The organism is Ferrovibrio sp. (genome assembly GCF_965278975.1).
Taxonomy (GTDB): Bacteria; Pseudomonadota; Alphaproteobacteria; order Ferrovibrionales; family Ferrovibrionaceae; genus Ferrovibrio.
On record NZ_OZ257126.1, the window covers coordinates 4,232,620 to 4,251,901 of the forward strand.

Here is a 19,282-nt window from a genome sequence, read left to right on the forward strand (position 1 = left end):
ATAAATGAGACATTTTTCATGCTGGGCGTAATTTTTCTATCGGTGGTGGTCGATCTGATCGGCTTCGGCATCGTGCTGCCGCTGCTGCCCTTCTACGCCATCAGCTTTGGCGCCACGCCGGCCACCGTGGCGCTGCTTGCCGCCGTGTTCTCCATCGCCCAGTTCCTTACCGCGCCGCTGCTCGGCGCCCTGACCGACCGGGTTGGCCGGCGGCCGGTATTCCTGGCCTGCATGATGGTTTCCTGCTGCGCCTATATCGCCCTGGCCTTCGCCGACAGCCTGCTGGCGATCTTCCTGGCCCGTATCGCCGCCGGCATCGGCGCCGGTAAGATCGGCATCGCCCAGGCCATCATCGCCGACAGCACCGGGCCGGAAAACCGCGCCAAGGGCATGGGCATGGTAGGCGCCGCCTTCGGGCTGGGCATGATCCTGGGGCCGGTGCTGGGCGGACTGCTCACCGGGCCGGACCCGCTCAACCCGAACTACCACCTGCCTGCCTTCGCCGCCGCCGCCGCCTCCCTCACCGCCTTCGCCTTTGCGCTGTGGCGTCTGCCGGAAACCCGGCCGGCGGGTAACGGAACCCTGCCGCCGGTCAGCCGCAACCCGCTCAAGAATCTCGACAAGATCAACCGCATCGCGCTGGGGCTGATCCTGGTGCAGTTCGCGATCAATTTCGTGTTCGCTCAGATCGAGGTGCTGTTCCCGCTTTTCGCCCGCGCCCGCTTCGACTGGCACGCGTTCGAAGTCGGCATCGCGTTCGCCTGCATCGGCTGCATCGTGCTGGCGATGCAGGGCGGCATGATCGGGCCACTGACCCGCCGCTTCGGCGAAAACAATCTCCTGCGTATCGGCATCCTGGGATTGAGCTTCGGAACCCTGCTGGTGGTGTGGGTCGTGAATGTGCCGATGCTGGCACTGAGCGTGCTGTTCACCGCCACGAGCTTCGCGATGATCAACCCCAGCCTCGCCAGCCTGATCAGTCGTGCCGCCGATCCGGAACATCAGGGCCTCACCATGGGGGCAGCGCAGAGTTTCGCAGCACTCGGCCGCGTGCTTGGCCCGCTGCTGGGTGGTTACCTGTTTGAAACCGTCAGCCTTGAAGCACCATATATTGTTGGCGGCGTGTTGCTGCTGTTGACCCTGGTGGTATTCTATCGGCCGATCAAGGGAAACGCCGGGTAGACGCCGGATGAGTGGTGCCGTGTACACAGTTCTTGAATGCGTGCAGTTGGGCGTGCCGGATCAGGCTCTCGCTTTCGCCACACGGCCGCGCGGGCCATTGCCGCCGGGCCATGTGCGCGTGGCGGTGCGTGCCGCCGGCATCAATTTCCCCGATCTGCTGATGCTGGCCGGTGAATATCAGCACAAGCCAAGCCTGCCCTTCATTCCTGGCTTCGAAGCTGCCGGTGATATCGTCGAAATGGCGCCCGACGTGATGGGCTGGAAACTTGGCCAGGCGGTGCTGGTGCATTGCCGCACCGGCGCCTTCGCCGAGGAGCTGGTTGCGCCCGATACCAGCCTGCTGCCAAAGCCGGCGCACTACACCTACGAGCAGGCTGCGGCCTTCCCGGTCTGCGCCAGCACTGCCTGGGCTGCCCTGGTGGCACGCGGCGATCTGCGCAGCAACGAGCGCCTGCTGGTGCTGGGGGCCGGCGGCGGCACCGGCCTTGCCGCCGTGGCGCTGGGGCATCAGCTTGGCGCGCGCGTCATCGCGGTTGCCTCCACCGAGGAAAAGCGCCGCGCGGCGCGGCAGGCCGGCGCGGATTTCGTGCTGGATTCCGGCAAAGCCGACTGGGCCATGGAGGTGATGAATCTCACCGACCAGCAGGGTATCGATGTGGTGTTCGATCCGGTAGGCGGCGATGCCTTCCATGCAGCCTGGAAAACCGTGGCATCGAATGGCCGCTATCTGGTGATCGGCTTCGCTTCCGGCGATCGCCCGAGCGTGCCGGCCAACCGCCTGCTGCTGCGCGGTGCTTCACTGATCGGTGTGCGGGCCGGCGAACAACTGCGCCGCAATCCCGCATTGGAGCCATTGCAACGCCAGAGCCTCGCGGCCTGGTTAGCCAGCGGCAAGGGGCGCCCGCTGGTGAGCGAGGTCCATCCCTTCAACCGTGCCGCCCGCGCCATCGCCCGCCTGGGCGAGCGCCAGGCTGTCGGCAAACTCATACTCCGCATCCCCTGAAACCTGGTGTGGCAGCAAGGTCGCAGCACGGCGCCGATCCGGCGGCAGCGAAACGGTAACGGTGGTGCCGATACCAACCTCGCTGTCGATGGCCAGCCGGCCGCCATGCAGTTCCACCAGACTGCGGGTCAGCGCCAGGCCAAGGCCAGTGCCTTCATGGCCGCGGCTCAGTGCGGTCTCCACCTGATTGAACGGCAGCAGCACGCGCTCGATATCGGCGGCGGCAATGCCGATGCCGGTATCCGATACCGCGATAGCGACGGCACCATCCTCGCCAACTGATACGTTCACATTCACGCGCCCGTCAGCTGGCGTGAATTTCACGGCATTGGTCAACAGATTGATCCATACCTGTCGCAGGCGGCGGGTATCACCCCACACAGTCGGCGGCAGCTTCGGCAATGTCTTGGACAGATGGATGCTGCCTTGCGCGGCACGTTCACGCACCAGCAGCAGCGCGGCATCGATACTGTCTTCAAGATCAAGCCATTCCTCATCCAGCGCCATCTTGCCGGCCTCGACCTTGGCCATGTCCAGGATGTCGTTGATCAGGGCCAGCAGATGGCGGCCGGAAGCCAGGATGTCGCGGCAATACTCGGTATATTTCGCGTTGCCGAGCGGCCCCAGCATGCCCTCGGAGAGAATCTGCGAGAAACCGAGGATGGCATTCAGCGGCGTGCGCAGCTCATGGCTCATGTTGGCGAGGAAATCGCTCTTGGCGCGGTTCGCCGCCTCAGCCTGATCCTTGGCCTGCATCAGTGCCTCTTCCGAACGGCGCTGACTGGAGACGTCGCGGAACATGCCTTCGATCATCACTGTATTGCCGCGGTCATCAACCACCCGGCGCAGAGTCTTCGCTACCCAGATGATGCTGCCGTCACGCCGCCGCATCTGCGAGCGAAAATCCTGCACTGTGCCGTTGCGTTCCAGCAGGTCCATCAGTTCGCGCTGGCGCGTGCTCTGCAGATAAAGCTGGCGTCCGACATTGGTGACTTCGCGCAGCATCACTTCCGGCGCCGCATAGCCGAAAACCCGCGCGCCCGCCTTGTTCACCGAAAGGATACGCCCCTCTGGCGTCACCTGTAGGATGCCTTCCTGCACGTTGTCGAATATCTGACGGTATTTGGCCTCGGCATGGCGCAGGCGAAGCTGCGCCCGCTTGCGCGCGGTGATATCGCTGAATACCGAGACATAGCCGCCATCGCCAAGGCCCCCACCCTCACCAAGGCCAGGGGGCAGGCGGCGCCAGTCGAAGCTCAGCCATGTGCCATCGGCCAGCCGCACTTCCTGCTTGCGATCAGCACGGGTGGAAGCATCGACATAGGCTTCCACCCAGGCTTCGGCTTCCTCGGCACGCAGGTTGACCACGCCCTGGTCGATCAGCAGGAACAGGAAATCCTTGGCCGAAATGCCGGGCGCCAGATCGGCTGGCCCGAGACCGAAGATTTCCGGCAGGCGGCGATTGAAACGCAGCAGCCGTGGGCCAGCATCCCACACCGCCAGCGCCTCGCCGATGCCGTCCAGCGCGGCAAGAAACAGATCCGAAGTGTCATCGCGGGAGCGAAGCTGAACCGGCGCCGTATCAAGCTGTTCGCGGCTATGGCGTACGCCCAGGGCCAGCAGGAAATCGTCATCCCCGCCAGCACTCATGGGAAATTCCTCGCGGCGTGGAAAACCACCCGCTCCCTCACGGAACCATCCTCGACTTTAGAAACATTCCACTCACCCCAGTTCCGCGCAGCCCGGCGCTTTTGCGCCTGGGGCGGGCCATGGCCGCCCGCCGTTTTTTATTTTTGAGGAGCCAGCCTCTCCTGCTGATTCCGGCAAACTGTCAGAATCACACAAAATTTGTCACACAGCTTGACGCTTGCGGCAAGCAGAATTGGAATAAAACGCGCAGCAGGGGTTATATTATGCAGCCTTTAGTCGCAGCCGGGACCCCGGAGTCCGCCAAGCGGTAGTCCGGGGTCCCGGCGCGAAAAAGCGGGTATCGCCAGGGCATTGCGCCCAGCGCTACCCGCCTCAGATTCGCTGCTTAGATGCAGTAGCTCTTCAACGGCGGAAAGCCGTTGAAGCCCACCGAGGAGTACGTGGTGGTGTAGGCACCGGTCGAGAGGATCTGCACCTTGTCACCGACCTGGAGGTCGAGCGGCATCTGGTAATCAGCCTTCTCGTACAGGATGTCGGCGCTGTCGCAGGTCGGACCCGCGATCGAGACCGGACCGGTGGCACCGCCATCGCGCGGCGTCACCAGGCGGTACTTGATCGCCTCGTCCATGGTCTCGGCCAGGCCGGAGAACTTGCCGATGTCGAGATAGACCCAGCGGCGGTCCTCGTCATAGTCCTTGCGCGAGATCAGCACCACCTCGGCCTGGATCACGCCGGCATCGCCGACCAGACCACGGCCCGGCTCGATGATCATTTCCGGCAGCTTGTTGCCGAAATGCTTGGTCATCGCGTCCGAGATCGCCTTGGCATAGGCCTCAAGCATCGGCACGTCCGAGCGGTAGCGGGCCGGGAAGCCGCCACCGAGGTTGATCATGCGCAACTCCACATCCGCTTCCTGCAGGATGGTGAACATCTGCGCCACCTGGGCCACAGCCTTGTCCCACTGGCCGAGATCGGTCTGCTGCGAGCCGACATGGAAGGAGATGCCGTAGGGCTCCAGGCCGAGACGGCGCGCCTGCACCAGCAGGTCCGCAGCCATGCGCGGCGAGCAACCAAACTTGCGCGACAGCGGCCATTCAGCGCCCTCGCACTCCATCAGCACACGGCAGAACACGCGCGAGCCCGGCGCCACGTCGGCCAGCTTCAGCAGCTCGGCTTCGGAGTCGAAGGCATAGAGGCGCACGCCCTTCTCGAAGGCGGCAGCAATGTCGCTGCGCTTCTTGATGGTGGAGCCGTAGGAAATGCGGTCAGCAGTGACACCCTGGCTCAGGCACAGATCGATTTCACCCATCGAGGCGACGTCGAAGCTGGAGCCCATGTCGGCCAGACGGCGCACGATCTCCTCAGCCGGGTTCGCCTTGGTGGCATAGAACACCTTGGCCAGCGGCAGCAGACGGCGCAGCGTCATGTAGTTCTGCTCGACGATGTCCACATCGACCACGAGGAACGGCTCGGTGTCGCGGCACTCGGCAAGGAACTTCTGCATTTTCGGGGTAATCTGCCCCTGCTCAATACGCTTTGCGGGCGTGCTTCGCAGACGGGTCTTCACGCGGCCACCATTGGCTGCAATCATCGAAACCTCCCTCTCGGACCGGCTCTGAACCCGACACAGCTTGCGCTGTGCCACCAAAAGAGACGCGTTCGTCGTTGCATAACCTGCCAGGGGCCATCGGCACGTGCGGGTGCGTCACATGAGGTGCTATTTACAACATTTGCCCCCCAACGCAATAGCAAACTGCCCCCTCGCGAAATTTTTTTTCGCTCACTGTGTCCCGGGGGGCACGCCCAGGGGCGGCACAGCACTCCTGGAAATGCAAAAAAGCCGCAATCCATGCGGCTTTTTCGACAGTATGAGCGCTGCAGAAATTACGCGCCGAACTGTGTCACAAAACGGCGCCTGCGTGGTTAAAAACCACGACTGTTCCCCAGGTCAGGCCGCTGCGTAGCAACCTGAAAACGAGTCGGCTCAGCGCGAGGCGACCTGCGAGACGATACCGGCGAAGTCCTTCAGGCGCTCGGCCGGCAGCATGGCCGGGCTGCTCGGGCTGCCCAGGCCCTGAATCCGGGTGGCGAGGCCCTGGCGATCCAGGCGCACGCTGCGGCCACCGAAGCCGGTAACATCGGCCCGGCCGGGGCTCAGCATCACAACATCGGTCACATCGGGGGTGACACGGCCGGCCACGGCGGCGGCACGGATGCCGACGCTGCCCGACGGCAGCACCACATAGACCAGGCCGGGACTGGCGGAATCGACGTGGAAGCTGCCGCGCTCCAGGCGCAGCACGATGCGGTCGGGCGCGTATTCATCGACGCTGAGGGCGCTGTTCGGACCGATCACTACATTCGTGCCATCGGCCAGCTTCACGGCAATACCGGAGCCAGGGCCGGCGGCCAGACGCTGGCCGAGTACCACCGATACGTTGCGGCGCTGGTCATGTCCCACCACGCGCGGTACCGGGCTGGCGGCAATCGCCAACGGCTCAGCCGACAGGCTATCCGGCGAGGCGGCAAAAGCCGGCGCGGCAAGGCCGGCAGCGGTGGCGACGGCAAGAGTGAGTCCGATGCGGACGAGGCGGCGGTAGAGGAAGGCCATGGCACGTTCCTGTGTTTTGTCTGGGTTGGCGTAGTCTTAGCCCGACAAATGGGAGCGTGGGGACGCAAGTCGAGGGCCGGCCTGTGACAGCCGACACAATCGGTTCCAATGTGAAGAAGCTTTTGCCGCTACTTGGTGCCGTAGAGCCGGTCGCCGGCATCGCCGAGGCCCGGCCGGATATAGCCATGGTCGTCGAGCTGGCGGTCGATGGAGGCGGTGTAGACCGGCACATCCGGGTGGTTGTCGTGGAACACGCGCAGGCCTTCGGGCACTGTGAGCAGGCAGACGAACTTGATCTGTGTGGCGCCGGCCTGCTTCAGCCGCGACACGGCTGCCGCCGCGGAATGGCCGGTGGCGAGCATCGGGTCCACCACCACGACAAGGCGCTGGCTCACATCGTCGGGCAGCTTGAGGTAATACTCCACCGGCACCAGCGTGGCTGGATCACGGTAAAGCCCGACATGACCAACACGCGCCGAGGGCACCAAATCAAGCATGCCATCCAGGATGCCGTTGCCGGCGCGCAGGATGGAAACGAAGCAGAGCTTCTTGCCGAGCAGCAGCGGCGCCTGCATCTGCTCCAGCGGCGTCTCGATGGTAACCAGCTCGGTGGGCAGATCGCGCAGCACCTCATAGGCCATCAGCAGGCTGACCTCACGCACCAGACCACGGAACTCGGCGGTCGATACTTCCTTGCGGCGCAGCAGCGTCAGCTTGTGCTGCACCAGCGGATGATCGATCACATGCACGTTCGACATTGCAAACTCTCCCTAGAAAACCGTGCCGTCGCTGATGATGTTGAGCGGCGGCGGACCGCCCGGCCGGCGCTCGGCGGCGATACGACGCCCCGCTGCCCAGGTGCCACCTTCCAGCAGGCTGGCCAGCGGCAATTCAGCCTGGGTCTTGCCAAGCCGGCGGCGCAACGGCTCGGCGATGCGGTCTAGCAGCGCCACTGTCAGCGCGCGCCATTCCACCACCGCCTCATGGGCCGGCGGCAGACGCTCTGCGGCCAGGGCCGAATCCTTCAGGCGCAAAACGCCGAGATCAAGGAACAAGCCACCATTGCGGTATTCCGGCAGGCCGGTAAGCGCATCCAGATCGACAACCCGGATACCCGCTTCTTCCAGCGGCTCAACCAGTGAATAGGCCAGCCATTGCGACAGCTTGTGGAACGGCACTAGGCCATCGCTGGCATCATGCGCGAGTGCTGCCGGATGGCGCCAGCAATCGCCGAGATTGACGCCCTCGAAATCGATCCGGCCAGGCCAGACCGGGCCGAGGCCGCGCAGCAATGCCTTCAGAATGGCATCCGCCGGCAACACGCCTTCCCTGGCCTGGGCTTTCAGGTGATCGAACAGGAAACCAATGCGCGGCACGTCATCGGCATGGCCGAAATAACCCGGACTCTTGCGCAAAGCAGCGCCAAGATCGCGCAGCAATTTGGTGCGCCCTTCCAGGCCATCGAGCGGATTATCCGCCGTCACCTGGAAAGCCTGGGCGATATCTTCCGTGGTGATGCGCTCCAGCCCCTCGGCATCGGCACGGCAGGGCAAGGCTTCCGGCAGACGCGAGAACACACCCTTCTGGAAGGCATGCAGGCTGGCCACTGCCAGACCTTCGGAGCGCGCCAGCACCTGCTCGCTGCCCGGTTCGACATATTTCCATGCCGCGCCGGCGCCGGCATCGAGCAGCACCGACACCACCGCGAGATCGAAACGGATGCGCGCCAGTTCATCGGACTGGATGCCCTGGAAACGCGGCGCCAGCTTGTCCCAGCGGTCGCCGAAATGCCGCCAGCGCGCATGATAAGGAATCTTCAGGCTGGGATAATTCGCGCGGATCACCTCGGCGACATAATCCGCAGCCTGTTCCAGCCGGCCGGCTTCGAGCGTGAAATACGCCGACTTGCCGGCAGCAACATGGGCGTAGAGCTGCTCGGCGCGGGCACGGATCGCAACCGGGCTGAGCAGCCAGTCAAGCAGCTCACTCATCCAGCCGGCGGCCTTTGCTCTGCTTCAGTTCGGCGGCATCGGGCACCTTGTCGGTGAAATAGCCCGCCGCCTTCTTGGCATCCATCTCCACCCGCGCATCGGCGGGAATCAGATCATCCGGGATCGGGATACGCTCCACCACCTGGATGCCGCTATCCACCAGCGGCTGGAACTTGAGATTGCTCATCGACACCAGCTTGTCGACACGGGCAATGCCGAGCCAGTGCAGCACATCGGGCATCAATTCCTGGAAGCGCATGTCCTGCACGCCGGCAACGCATTCGGTGCGCTCGAAATAGGCCTCGGCACGGTCGCCACCCTCCTGGCGCTTGCGGGCATTGTAGACCAGGAACTTGGTCACCTCGCCCAGCGCCCTGCCCTCCTTGCGGTTATAGACAATGACGCCGACGCCGCCCTGCTGCGCCATCTCGATGCAGACTTCTATTCCATGGGCGAGGTAGGGCCTGCATGTACAGATGTCGGAGCCGAATACATCGGAGCCGTTGCATTCATCATGGATGCGGCAGGCGATGCGGGTTTCCGGCTTGCCCAGCTTGTGGATATCGCCGAACAGATACACCGTCATGCCGCCGATGGGCGGCAGGAAAACCTTGAGATCGGGCCGCGTCACCAATTCCGGGAACATGCCGGCGGTCTGCTCGAACAGATTGCGGCGCAGATCGGTCTCGCTGATCTTGAACCGTGCCGCCACGCCCGGCAGCCACCAGACCGGCTCGATGGCGATCTTGGTGACGCGCACGTCGCCATTCGCCGCCAGCACCTCGCCATCGGCCTTGAGCCGGCCGGCGCGCATGGCGTCCAGCAATTCCGGCATGTTGATGTGCGCCTTGGTCACCGCGATGCTGGGCCGGATATCGGCGCCAAGCCGGATCAGGTCGGCATAGGCTTCGCTGACCATGTGGCCGAAGGGATCCATCGACACGATCTTCGCCGCATCGGCCCATTGCGGGAACGGTCCGATGGCTTCGGCCGGCGCGGTGTTGGTGAGGTCCGGCTTGTGATCGGCCTTGAGCTGCCCGGCGGCGATGGCAAGTGCGCGGTAGAGCGCATAGGCGCCGGAATGGGTGCCGATGGCGTTCTTGGCGGCGATGCTGGCGCCCTCGCCGGCATGCACGGTGGCGATGATCGGGCCACGGCGCAGGGGATCAGCAGCCCCCCAGTCGATAGGCAGGGGTTTCGGGCCGCTGCCGCCGGGATGCGAGGTGAGAACGATGGGCTTGATTGCCGGCTTCTTCGCCGGCAGGTCGGTCTCGGTCTTCATCCCCCATCCTAACGCCGGATCGCCGGATCGCCAAGGCGCCCAACCAAGCATGGCGCCCCTAGACCATGGCGCCTAGAGTACTATTTCATCTCCCGGTTCCGCCCCGCGCCGAAGTGTCAAAAAAAGCAGAACAAGGACTTGTACTCATGTCGTCTATGCCCGGCGCTGCGGCCAAGCCGCCCGGCGGCGCGGAAGCTATTCCCGCCCATAAACTCTGGACCGCGCTGGGTGTCGTTGTCGCCGCGCTGCTGACCTGGTTCCTGACCAAACAGCATATCCCGCAGGAGATGGCGCTGACCGCCGCGCTGGGCGTGTTCGGCATCGGCCTGTGGGCCAGCGGCGCCCTGCCGGAATACTGGACCACGCTGGCCTTCTTCCTGTTCGCCGTGCTGCTGCATGTGGCGCCGCCGGCCGTGATCTTTTCCGGCTTCCATTCCACCACTTTCTGGCTGGTGCTGGGCGGCCTGGTGATCGGTGCCGCCATCCGCTTCACCGGCCTGGGCCAGCGCATCGCGCTGCTGATGGCGCGCGCCCTTGGAATGCGCTACCGCAATATCGTGCTCGGCATCGCCCTGGTTGGCCTGTTGCTGGGCTTCCTGATGCCTTCCTCGATGGGCCGCGCCGTGCTGCTGGTGCCGATCACCATGGCGCTGGCCGACCGCATGGGCTACGCGGAAGGCCGTCCGGGCCGCATCGGCATGCTGCTGGCTGCCTGCTTCGGCAGCCATGTGCCCACCTTCTCCATCCTGCCCTCCAACATCCCGAACACGATCCTGGCCGGCAGTGCGGAAACGCTTTACGGTTACACGACCACCTACGGCCAGTATCTGCTGCTGCATTTCCCGATACTGGGACTGCTGAAATCCGCCGTGATGGTGGTGCTGATCCTGTGGCTGTTCCCGGACCGTGACGCGGAAGTAACCAAGGACGACGACAGCGCCGCGCTGGGACCGATGACGGCGCCGCAATGGCGTTTGAGTGTCATCCTTGGCCTCAGCCTGATCCTGTGGATCACAGACGCGCTGCATCATGTCTCGCCGGCCTGGGTCAGCCTGGGCGCGGCCCTGGTCTGCCTGCTGCCAAGTCTGGGGCTGACCTCGAAGCGGGTTTTCAACGAGGAGATCGGCTTCGCATCGCTGTTCTTCCTCGCCGGCGTGATGGGGCTGGGCGCCATCGTCGCTGGTTCTGGCCTTGGGCCGCTGCTGGTGCACGGCTTCGAGCGGGTGGCGCATTTCTCGCAGGATACACCGTTCTGGAATGTCGGCATGCTGGCAACCGTTTCCAGTGCCATCGGCGTCGTGACGACCCTCGCCGGCGTGCCGACCATCATGACACCGATGGCCGAGGAACTGGCGCGTGCCACCGGCCTGCCGCTGGCCAGCGTGCTGATGAGCCAGGTGCTCGGCTTCTCCAATATCCTGGTGCCTTACCAGTCGCCGCCTTTGCTGCTCTCAACGCAGCTTGGCCGTGTGCCGATGGCCGCCGCCACCAAGCTCTGCCTGTGGCTGTTCGCCATCAGCACATTGGTACTGCTGCCGCTGGACCTGCTGTGGTGGCGCCTGCTCGGCTGGCTCTAGACGCGAACGATGGTGGCAAGCGCGGTGGCAACGATCTTCTTTGTGCCCTGGTGTTCGGCATACACATCGGCACGGGTGACAACCTGTGCCTTGCCGGCCTTGATCACCGTGCCGGTGGCATAGAGGCGCTGCCCCACCGCCGGAGCCAGCAGGTTGAGTTTGTATTCGCTGGTCACCACATCGCCGGCGACGGAGGCCGCCGCCCAGGCGCAGACCGTGTCCGCCATGTAGCCGACCACGGCGCCATGGGCGAAACCATGATGCTGTGTCATCTCACGGCGCAGATTGGCGGCGATCTCGACCTGCCCCGGCTCGAAATGCAGCAATTCGGTGCCGATCCAGGTGGTGAACGGGCTGGTTTTCATCGCGGCTTCAAGCAATTCGCGCGAGGGCGGCAGCTTGGCGATATCAGTCATTGCAGGATTTCCTCCAATTGCCGGCCGATACCGCGCAGCGGTTCGCCGGAAGCCTGCACGCGGCAGAGAATCATCGCGCCTTCGAAGGCGGCAAGAATGAGTTCGGCGCGTGCCTCGGCACGCTGCTCGCTGCGCCCTTCCGCCAGCAGGGCCGCGCTGAGAATGGCAGCCCATTGCGCATAGCCCTGGCGGCAGGCTTCGCGCAGAGCCGCGTTGAAGGCGCCGGTCTCCACCGCCACGATGGTAAGCGGCGAGCCATCGCGGAACGCCGATTTCTCTAGCCAGCCGGCAACGCGATCAGCCGTGCGGCGGATCGCCACCGCCACGCTGGGGGCGATGTCGATTTCCTCGCGCAATGTGTCGGTGAAGCTTTCCGCCGCCCAGGCCACGGCTTCAGCGGCCAACTGCTCCTTGCCGTCCGGGAAATGGTGATACAGCGAACCTTTCGGCGCACCGCTTTTCTCGATGATGCGGTTAAGCCCCACTGCCGCATAGCCATGGCGCGAAAACAGCTTCGCCGCCATTTCGACGAAGCGATCACGGCTCGATTGCGTACGTTTTGCCATGACCAAAATTATACAGACTGGTCTATTTATGACAAGGGTAAATTCCTCTTATCGTCATGCCCGGGCTTGACCCGGGCATCTTCCTGTTTCCATGCGCAAGATGCGCGGATCAAGTCCGCGCATGACGACCGGAAAAATATCGTCAGGGACGATACGGCAAAGCCGCCGGTCCGGCCTGCCGCAACGGCGCCGCAAGGTTGGCGAATTCGCAGAGCAAAGGCCTTGTGTCGCGCGGATCGATGATTTCCTCGACCCAGAAACTCTCGGCGGTGCGGAATGGCGAACGCACGCGGTTGAGCCGCTCCTCGATATCCGCTTTCAGCGCCACCGGATCGGCGGCAGCTTCGAGATCGGCGCGGTAGGCTGCCTCGATGCCGCCTTCCAGCGGCAGGCTGCCCCAGTCGCCCGACGGCCAGGCATAGCGGTAATGCAGCCGCGCCGCATTGGCATTGGCGGCGCCGGCAACGCCGAACGCCTTGCGCACCAGGATCGAGCACCATGGCACGCTGGCCTGATACACGGCGGCCATGGCGCGCGCGCCATGGCGGATGGTACCGGCCTTTTCGGAATCGAGGCCGATAACGAAACCCGGAATATCCACCAGATGCACCACCGGCAGATGGAAAGACTCGGCCAGATCGACGAAACGCTCGACCTTGATCGAGGTATCAGCCGTCCAGCCACCGCCATAATGGTAGGGGTCGCTGGCGAGAATGGCGACCGGCCAGCCATCCAGGCGCGCCAGGCCGGTGATGGCCGAGCGGCCATACATCTTGCCCATCTCGAAGAAGCTGCCGGTATCCACCAGCATGTCGATGATCTCGCGCATCTTGTAGACGCGGCGGCGATCACGCGGGATGACCGAGATCAGCTTCTCCTCGCGGCGGTCCGGCGGATCGATCAGCGGCCCACGCGGCGGCAGTTCATGCACTGAACTGGGCAGGTAGGACAGGAAGCGTTTCGCGGCAGCAAAGGCTTCCGCCTCGCTGCTCACCGCCAGATCGATGGCACCGGAGCGGGTATGGATATCGACGCCACCCAATTCCTCCTTGGTCAGCGTCTCACCGGCGCGCGCCACCACCGGCGGACCGGCAATGAACATCTGCGAGATACCCTCCACCATCACCGAGAAATGGCTGCTGACGGTGCGCGCGGCGCCAAGGCCGGCGACCGAGCCGAGTGCCAGCGACACCACCGGCACGATGCCGAGATTGGCCACCACATGATCCCAGCCCGGATTGGCCGGCACATAGGTGCGCCCCTCGGTTTCCAGCGAGCGCACCGAACCGCCGCCGCCGGTGCCATCCACCAGCCGCACGATGGGGATGCGCAACTCACGCGCCATCTGCTCGCTCATCACCTGCTTCTGCCAGATCGCGGCATCGGCGGCGCCACCGCGCACGGTGAAATCATCGCCGCCTACCACCACGGGCCGGCCATCCAGCTTGCCGCGCCCGAACACGAAGTTGGTCGGGCTCAGATCAAGCAGTTCACCGTTATCGCCATAGCGGGCACGACCGGCGATAGCCCCGATCTCGTGGAAACTGCCGGAATCGAGCAACTGCGTGATGCGCTCGCGTACCGTCAGCTTGCCGCCATCATGCTGGCGCTTGATCTTGTCCGGCCCGCCCATCTGCCGGGCGAATTCCTCGCGCCGGCGCAGTTCCTCGATTTCCGCTTCCCAGCTCATGCCCGCCTCGCCTCAGTAGGTGCCCGGATAATTGCCGCCATCGAGCAGGATATTCTGGCCGGTGAGATAGGCAGCGCGTTCAGAACACATGAAGGCGCAGACTTCGCCGAATTCCCGCTCCGTACCGAAACGACCGGCGGGAATGGTCGCCGCCTGGCGGGCAAACTCTGCTTCAAGCTCGGCGCCGCTCTTCTTGCTCTGAGCCGCGATGGTGCCTTTGAGGCGATCCGTGAGATAGCGGCCGGGCAGCAGGCCGTTGATGGTGACGCCATGCGGCGCCACTTGGCGCGCCAGGCCGGCAACAAAGCCGGTAAGACCGGAACGCGCGCCGTTGGACAGGCCGAGAATGGCAATCGGCGCCTTGACCGAAGACGAGGTGATGTTGACCACGCGGCCCCATTTGCGCGCGATCATGCCATCCAGTGTCGCCTTGATCAGTTCGATCGGCGCCAGCATGTTGGCATCCAGCGCCTTGATCCAGGCATCGCGGTCCCAGTCGCGGAAATCACCGGGCGGCGGGCCACCGGCATTGTTCACCAGGATATCAATCGGACCGGCGGTGCCGAGCGCATCGGCGCGGCCCTGCACCGTCGCGATATCGCCGGCCACAGTCTTCACCGTGACACCGGGAGCGACCGAGCGCACATGGGCGGCAGCAGCTTCCAGCACGTCCTTGCCGCGTGCCGTCATGGTGATATTGACGCCTTCCTTGGCCAGCGCCTCCGCGCAGCCGAGCCCGAGGCCCTTGCTGGAGGCGCAAACCAATGCGTTGCGGCCTTTGATACCGAGATCCATGTCTTCCTCCCAAAATGAAACTTAAGACTACTGTGCCGTGAGGCCACCATCGAGCACCAGTTCGGCGCCGGTCATGAAACTGGACTCATCGCCGGCAAGATAGAGTATTCCGCGCGCGATTTCCTCTGCCTGGCCCATGCGGCCGATGGGATGCAGGCGCTCGAGATGCTTGCGCGTGCGCTCCGGCTCTCCACCGGCGGCGATATGCCCTTGAACCATCGCGGTTTCGACATAGCCGGGATGCACGGAATTGACACGGATATTATTACGCGCGGCGGCACATTCCATCGCCAGCGCCTTGGTGAACAGCGTAACCGCGCCTTTCGAGGCACAATAGGCCGCCATCAGCGGTGCACCAACCTTGCCGGCGATGGAGGCGACATTGACGATGGAGCCGCCGCCGGAACGCTCCATGAGTGGAATGGCGTACTTGCAGCCCAGGAACACCGCATCGGAATTCACCGCCTGCACCCGACGCCATTCCTTCAGGCTCATCTCGGTGACGCTACGGAACACGCCAATGCCGGCATTGTTGACCAGGACATCAAGCCGCCCTTCCGCAGCGGCAATGCCGTCGATCAGCAGCGGCCAGGAAGTCTCGTCGGTTACATCCTGCTCGACAAAACGGCAGCCGAGTTTGGCTGCCGCTGCCTGCCCCGCTGCCGCATTGCGGTCGGTTATGATGACGCGTGCGCCTTCGCGCAGGAACAATTCAGCGGTGGCGCGGCCAAAGCCGGACGCGCCACCGGTAATCAACGCAACCTTGCCGGCGAGCCGGCTCAAGCCGCCGTACCGAGGGCACCGGCAGCCGCAGCAGCCGAGGTATCGATACCCCATTCACTGAGCGCTGCGCGGCCATCGGCAATCTTGTCGGTACCTTCCGCACCAGGCGGGCCACGGCGGATGGCGCCCGGCGTGCGCGAGAAGCGCGGCGCCGGATTGGGCTGAGTCACGCCATCAAGAGTGGCGAAGGTGTTGCGTGCCTGCATATGCGCATGCTGGGTCGCTTCTTCCAGGTTCAGCACCGGCGCGAAGCAGATATCGCTGCCTTCCATCAGCTTGCACCATTCCTCGCGGCTGCGGGTGCGGAAGGTGGCGGCAAAGGCAGCGCGCAGGTCGCCCCAGCGGGCGCGGTCATGCTGCTTCGGCAGCACCTTGGGATCGAGGCCCAGTTTCTCGATCAGTTCGGCGTAGAACTTGGTTTCGATCGAACCGATGCAGATATAGCCGCCGCAGGCACATTCATAGCTGCCATACCACGGCGCGCCGCCATCCAGCATGTTGACGCCGCGCTGATCCTGCCAGCGGCCCGAGGCGCGGAAGGCGTAGAACATGGTCATCAGCGAGGCGGCACCGTCCACCATGGCGCTGTCCACCACCTGGCCCTTGCCGCTGTTCTGGCGCTCGAACAGAGCCGCCAGCAGGCCCATGGCGAGATAGAGCGAACCGCCGCCGAAATCGCCAACCAGATTGAGCGGCGCCACCGGCGCACCGCCGGCCGGGCCGATGGCGCCCAGCGCGCCGGTCAGCGCGATATAGTTGATGTCATGGCCGGCGGCCTGGGCCAGCGGGCCATCCTGGCCCCAGCCGGTCATGCGGCCATAGACCAGGCCCGGGTTGCGCTTCAGCGCCACATCCGGCCCCAGGCCCAGGCGTTCCATCACGCCAGGGCGGAAGCCTTCCAGCACCACATCGGCCTTGCCAAGCAGATCCAGCACCATGGCAATGCCGGCAGGGTTCTTGAGATCCACCGGCACGGAACGTTTGCCACGTGCCAGCAATTCGTATTTCGGCTCCACCGGCAGGCCAAGGCCGGAATCGCCCAGGCGCTCCAGACGCAGCACATCGGCACCAAGATCGGCCAGCAGCATGCCGCAGAACGGCACCGGGCCGATCGCCGGCATTTCAATCACCTTCAGGCCGGTAAGCGGACCACTCATTTGTTTTCTCCATGCTGCTTGGGCGCCCAGGCTACCGTGGGCAGGCCCTGTTTCTTCCAGGCGCCGAAGCCGCCATCGATATGCGATACCTTCTCCAGCCCCATCCGCTTGGCGGTATGGCCGGCCAGCGCCGAGCGCAGGCCACCGGCGCAGAAGAAGACGTATTCCTTGCCCTCGGCAAAAACCGGCTTGTGATACGGGCTTTCCGGATCGATCCAGAATTCCAGCATGCCGCGCGTGCAATGGAAGGTGCCGGGCACCGCGCCATCGCGTTCCAGTTCGCGCGGATCGCGGATATCCACCAGCACCACATCGGGCTGGCCGAGCTTGGCGGCGGCTTGTTCCGGCGTCAGCGTGACGATCTCCGCCAGCGCTTCGGCCACCATCTGCTTATAGCCTATGGCCATGGTCTGTTTCCTCCCAACTCCAGGGTTGGCGCCAAGGTTAGCAAGCCCGAGCGGGGCTTTGCCAGCCTTACCTAACGAAAGTTTGATTCTGCCGAAAAACCCGGCAGCGGCATCGGCTTAGAACAGGCGCGGCTGCCATTGCCAGCCGGCAGCCAGCACGGCGGCGCGTGCCACATCGCGCAAAGCCCCATCATCAGGCCCGAGGCCGGCCAGATTGAACCAGCGCGCCGGCGGCAATGGCGGCTGGCCCGCCATCGACGATCCCTGCAACCGGCCGGCAAGGCGCAGCACCGATACGCTCCTGGCGGTGTCATCGAAGCGCAATTCCAGCGCCGCGACGAAGCGGCCGCCCTCGCTCAGATCCAGCAGGTCGGCCAGGCGCGGATCATCAACGCGGCGTTCGATCCGCAGGACATCGCCCTCCTCGGTCACGCGCAGCACGCTCCTGCCCTCGCCCAGCGCCTGCAACGCGCGGCGCAAGCCAGCCTCATCCTGAACCGCAGCACCAGCCAACGGCCTTGCTGCCTGCACCCGTTCCAGCAGCGGCACCAGGCCAGCCCCCAACAGCAGCAGCCAGAGTCCTGCCAGCAACGAAAAGCCGGCACGGCTGCGCAGCCAGACAAATACCGGCAATATGGTGCGCTGCTGCAGGCAAGGCAGCTGCCGCCGGCGCTTGGCAAGCGAGGCCGCATCCGGGCCATATACCGCCAGCAAGGTATCTTCCACCGCCAGCCATTGCCCCAGGCGGTAGCGTGCGCGTTCGCCGGGTTCCGCCGTGGCGAAAGTCAATCCGGCCTCGCCGATCTCGACACCGGCAGCGGCGAAGCTGCCCAGCGAACGGCCATTGCCGCGTTCGATCTGCGCCCGTGCCTGGGCCGGATCATTGAAGCGGGCGACGATGCAGGCGGTTCCATCCCCATAGCGCGCCATCTCGGCCGCTTCAGCACCCGGGAACATCGGCTTGAGGTCGCGGTAATCCGTGGCGCCACGGCCAAAGACCGCCCAGGAATTCATGAAACCGCCATAGCGGGTGGCAAGCGCCACGCGGTCGATGGCGAGATGCGAAGCCGCCCAGCGGTCGAGCAGGTCAAACACCGCCAGCAGCAGCCCCAGCCCCAGCAACAGGCCCAGCAGGGCCAGCCAGGGGCCGTCCTGCTGCCAGTCGATGCTATCGATCACTGCCTGCAACGCTCATCCTCCGTGAGGCTCATCATGCCTCCCCGCGACTCAATCAGCCCATATTAACGGTTTGTTTGCCAACGGCGATCAAGCTGCGAATCGGATGACTCTAGCCGTAAAGAGACCATGGCCGCGCCGATCCCACCCAGCTCCCTGACTACCCGTCCCGACCATGTCCGGGTCGGCCAGCATAAGGTGAGCACTGAAATCCTCGACACGCTGCGGCAAGCCAGCCGCAGCGCGGGGGTGGATTTCGCCTATCTGGTATCGCAGGCGGCCCAGGAAAGCGGTTTCCGCACCGATGCCCAGGCCCGCACCAGTTCGGCGCGCGGCATGTTCCAGTTCATCGAGAGCACCTGGCTGGAGATGGTGCGCGACAACGGCGCCAAATACGGCCTGGCCGACCAGGCCGCCAAGATCACCACCGGCAGCGATGGCCGACCGCGCGTCGCCGATCCGGCCGACCGCCAAACGATCCTGGCCCTGCGCGACGATCCGCGCATTGCCGCTGCCATGGCCGCCGAATATGCCCGTGGCAACCAGGCCATGCTGTCACGCGAATTCGGCGTCGAAGTTGGCAAGACCGAGCTGTATCTCGGCCATTTCCTCGGCAGCAATGGCGCCACCAAGTTCCTCACCGCGCTGCGCGACCGGCCCGACATGCCGGCTGCCGACCTGCTGCCGGATGCCGCAGCGGCCAATAGCGGCGTGTTCTTCGACAGCATGGGCCGCAAGCGCAGCGTCAGCGATATCCATGCCTATTTCACCCGCAAGCTGGAAGCCCATGCCGAGGGCCTGGAGCAGGTCGCGGAAACACCGTCGCAGACCACGGCCTATGGCCCGCAAGGCACCGGCGCCACCAGCGTGGCGCAGCAGATGGCCGAAACCCGCGCCAGCGTCGATCACATGGCCAAGATGATGGCCTTCGAGGCGCTGCGCGACCTGATGATGCGCGCCGGCCGCATCGGCCGCAACAACGACTCTTCCTGGTAG

General features: G+C 64.6%; 17 protein-coding genes and 1 pseudogene. 4 read left to right on the forward strand and 14 right to left on the reverse strand.

All coding sequences use genetic code 11. The annotated features are described in order from the left end of the window. Window positions 1-18: 18 nt before the first annotated feature. Together ACQY7X_RS20380 and ACQY7X_RS20385 are read left to right on the forward strand one after the other, a co-directional pair. Complete coding sequence (locus ACQY7X_RS20380; protein WP_428247300.1) at window positions 19-1,182, forward strand: MFS transporter; 1,164 nt, start codon at window positions 19-21, stop codon at window positions 1,180-1,182. A gap of 19 nt (window positions 1,183-1,201) precedes the next feature. After that, window positions 1,202-2,185: an NADPH:quinone oxidoreductase family protein gene (locus tag ACQY7X_RS20385; protein ID WP_428247302.1), complete on the forward strand. Its 984-nt coding sequence runs from the start codon at window positions 1,202-1,204 to the stop codon at window positions 2,183-2,185. A 96-nt stretch (window positions 2,186-2,281) separates the two neighbouring features. Here ACQY7X_RS20385 and ACQY7X_RS20390 read toward each other — a convergent pair. From ACQY7X_RS20390 to ACQY7X_RS20415, 6 genes and pseudogenes are all read right to left on the reverse strand, one after another. Then, window positions 2,282-3,835, reverse strand: a pseudogene (locus ACQY7X_RS20390) (PAS domain-containing sensor histidine kinase); the annotation flags it as partial. A 385-nt stretch (window positions 3,836-4,220) separates the two neighbouring features. Then, a complete protein-coding gene (locus ACQY7X_RS20395; RefSeq protein WP_428250083.1) occupies window positions 4,221-5,351 on the reverse strand; it encodes a type III PLP-dependent enzyme in 1,131 nt (376 codons plus the stop codon). Between the two features lie 468 nt (window positions 5,352-5,819). After that, entirely contained in the window at window positions 5,820-6,446 is a 627-nt protein-coding gene (locus ACQY7X_RS20400) for a FecR domain-containing protein (protein ID WP_428247303.1), read from the reverse strand. Window positions 6,447-6,574: 128 nt separating this feature from the next. Next, entirely contained in the window at window positions 6,575-7,204 is a 630-nt protein-coding gene (gene upp, locus ACQY7X_RS20405; protein ID WP_428247305.1) for a uracil phosphoribosyltransferase, read from the reverse strand. A 12-nt stretch (window positions 7,205-7,216) separates the two neighbouring features. Then, complete coding sequence (locus ACQY7X_RS20410) at window positions 7,217-8,437, reverse strand: URC4/urg3 family protein (RefSeq protein ID WP_428247306.1); 1,221 nt, start codon at window positions 8,435-8,437, stop codon at window positions 7,217-7,219. Beyond that, a complete protein-coding gene (locus tag ACQY7X_RS20415; protein WP_428247307.1) occupies window positions 8,430-9,719 on the reverse strand; it encodes a GTP cyclohydrolase II in 1,290 nt (429 codons plus the stop codon). The genes ACQY7X_RS20410 and ACQY7X_RS20415 overlap by 8 nt, the downstream gene beginning before the upstream one ends. A 146-nt stretch (window positions 9,720-9,865) precedes the next feature. Between ACQY7X_RS20415 and ACQY7X_RS20420 the strand changes: the two genes are divergently transcribed. Continuing rightward, window positions 9,866-11,296 (forward strand): SLC13 family permease, encoded by a 1,431-nt coding sequence (locus ACQY7X_RS20420; RefSeq protein WP_428247308.1) that lies wholly within the window; start codon window positions 9,866-9,868, stop codon window positions 11,294-11,296. On the opposite strand, the gene ACQY7X_RS20425 is transcribed toward ACQY7X_RS20420, so the two are convergent. From ACQY7X_RS20425 to ACQY7X_RS20460, 8 genes are all read right to left on the reverse strand, one after another. Then, entirely contained in the window at window positions 11,293-11,712 is a 420-nt protein-coding gene (locus ACQY7X_RS20425; protein ID WP_428247310.1) for a PaaI family thioesterase, read from the reverse strand. The two genes, ACQY7X_RS20420 and ACQY7X_RS20425, sit on opposite strands and share 4 nt — an antisense overlap. Next, window positions 11,709-12,278, reverse strand: coding sequence for a TetR/AcrR family transcriptional regulator (locus ACQY7X_RS20430; RefSeq protein ID WP_428247311.1), 570 nt, complete (start codon window positions 12,276-12,278; stop codon window positions 11,709-11,711). The genes ACQY7X_RS20425 and ACQY7X_RS20430 overlap by 4 nt, the downstream gene beginning before the upstream one ends. A 142-nt stretch (window positions 12,279-12,420) precedes the next feature. Then, window positions 12,421-13,968, reverse strand: a complete 1,548-nt coding sequence (locus ACQY7X_RS20435) for an acyl-CoA carboxylase subunit beta (protein WP_428247312.1) — start codon at window positions 13,966-13,968, stop codon at window positions 12,421-12,423. A gap of 12 nt (window positions 13,969-13,980) precedes the next feature. Continuing rightward, window positions 13,981-14,763 carry an SDR family oxidoreductase gene (locus tag ACQY7X_RS20440; protein ID WP_428247314.1) on the reverse strand — a complete coding sequence of 261 codons (783 nt, stop codon included), beginning with the start codon at window positions 14,761-14,763 and terminating at the stop codon, window positions 13,981-13,983. Window positions 14,764-14,790: 27 nt separating this feature from the next. Further along, a complete protein-coding gene (locus ACQY7X_RS20445) occupies window positions 14,791-15,546 on the reverse strand; it encodes a glucose 1-dehydrogenase (RefSeq protein ID WP_428247315.1) in 756 nt (251 codons plus the stop codon). Continuing rightward, the gene (locus ACQY7X_RS20450) at window positions 15,543-16,703 is read right to left on the reverse strand and encodes a CaiB/BaiF CoA transferase family protein (protein WP_428247317.1); all 1,161 of its coding nucleotides are present in this window, start codon (window positions 16,701-16,703) and stop codon (window positions 15,543-15,545) included. Before ACQY7X_RS20450 ends, ACQY7X_RS20445 begins: the two co-directional genes overlap by 4 nt. Beyond that, window positions 16,700-17,110: a rhodanese-like domain-containing protein gene (locus tag ACQY7X_RS20455; protein WP_428247319.1), complete on the reverse strand. Its 411-nt coding sequence runs from the start codon at window positions 17,108-17,110 to the stop codon at window positions 16,700-16,702. The genes ACQY7X_RS20450 and ACQY7X_RS20455 overlap by 4 nt, the downstream gene beginning before the upstream one ends. 117 nt (window positions 17,111-17,227) lie before the next feature. Then, window positions 17,228-18,298, reverse strand: a complete 1,071-nt coding sequence (locus ACQY7X_RS20460) for a hypothetical protein (protein ID WP_428247320.1) — start codon at window positions 18,296-18,298, stop codon at window positions 17,228-17,230. Window positions 18,299-18,415: 117 nt separating this feature from the next. On the opposite strand from ACQY7X_RS20460, the gene ACQY7X_RS20465 reads away from it, so the two are divergent. After that, window positions 18,416-19,282 (forward strand): hypothetical protein, encoded by an 867-nt coding sequence (locus ACQY7X_RS20465; protein ID WP_428247322.1) that lies wholly within the window; start codon window positions 18,416-18,418, stop codon window positions 19,280-19,282.

What these genes read in the sequence shown, in the direction of transcription:
- ACQY7X_RS20415 (WP_428247307.1), bottom strand. Translation starts at nt 9,719, where the DNA reads ATGAAGACCGAGACCGACCTGCCGGCGAAGAAGCCGGCAATCAAGCCC.
- ACQY7X_RS20380 (WP_428247300.1), top strand. Translation starts at nt 19, where the DNA reads ATGCTGGGCGTAATTTTTCTATCGGTGGTGGTCGATCTGATCGGCTTC.
- ACQY7X_RS20465 (WP_428247322.1), top strand. Translation starts at nt 18,416, where the DNA reads ATGGCCGCGCCGATCCCACCCAGCTCCCTGACTACCCGTCCCGACCAT.
- upp (WP_428247305.1), bottom strand. Translation starts at nt 7,204, where the DNA reads ATGTCGAACGTGCATGTGATCGATCATCCGCTGGTGCAGCACAAGCTG.
- ACQY7X_RS20430 (WP_428247311.1), bottom strand. Translation starts at nt 12,278, where the DNA reads ATGGCAAAACGTACGCAATCGAGCCGTGATCGCTTCGTCGAAATGGCG.
- ACQY7X_RS20425 (WP_428247310.1), bottom strand. Translation starts at nt 11,712, where the DNA reads ATGACTGATATCGCCAAGCTGCCGCCCTCGCGCGAATTGCTTGAAGCC.
- ACQY7X_RS20435 (WP_428247312.1), bottom strand. Translation starts at nt 13,968, where the DNA reads ATGAGCTGGGAAGCGGAAATCGAGGAACTGCGCCGGCGCGAGGAATTC.
- ACQY7X_RS20400 (WP_428247303.1), bottom strand. Translation starts at nt 6,446, where the DNA reads ATGGCCTTCCTCTACCGCCGCCTCGTCCGCATCGGACTCACTCTTGCC.
- ACQY7X_RS20450 (WP_428247317.1), bottom strand. Translation starts at nt 16,703, where the DNA reads ATGAGTGGTCCGCTTACCGGCCTGAAGGTGATTGAAATGCCGGCGATC.
- ACQY7X_RS20410 (WP_428247306.1), bottom strand. Translation starts at nt 8,437, where the DNA reads ATGAGTGAGCTGCTTGACTGGCTGCTCAGCCCGGTTGCGATCCGTGCC.
- ACQY7X_RS20440 (WP_428247314.1), bottom strand. Translation starts at nt 14,763, where the DNA reads ATGGATCTCGGTATCAAAGGCCGCAACGCATTGGTTTGCGCCTCCAGC.
- ACQY7X_RS20455 (WP_428247319.1), bottom strand. Translation starts at nt 17,110, where the DNA reads ATGGCCATAGGCTATAAGCAGATGGTGGCCGAAGCGCTGGCGGAGATC.
- ACQY7X_RS20420 (WP_428247308.1), top strand. Translation starts at nt 9,866, where the DNA reads ATGTCGTCTATGCCCGGCGCTGCGGCCAAGCCGCCCGGCGGCGCGGAA.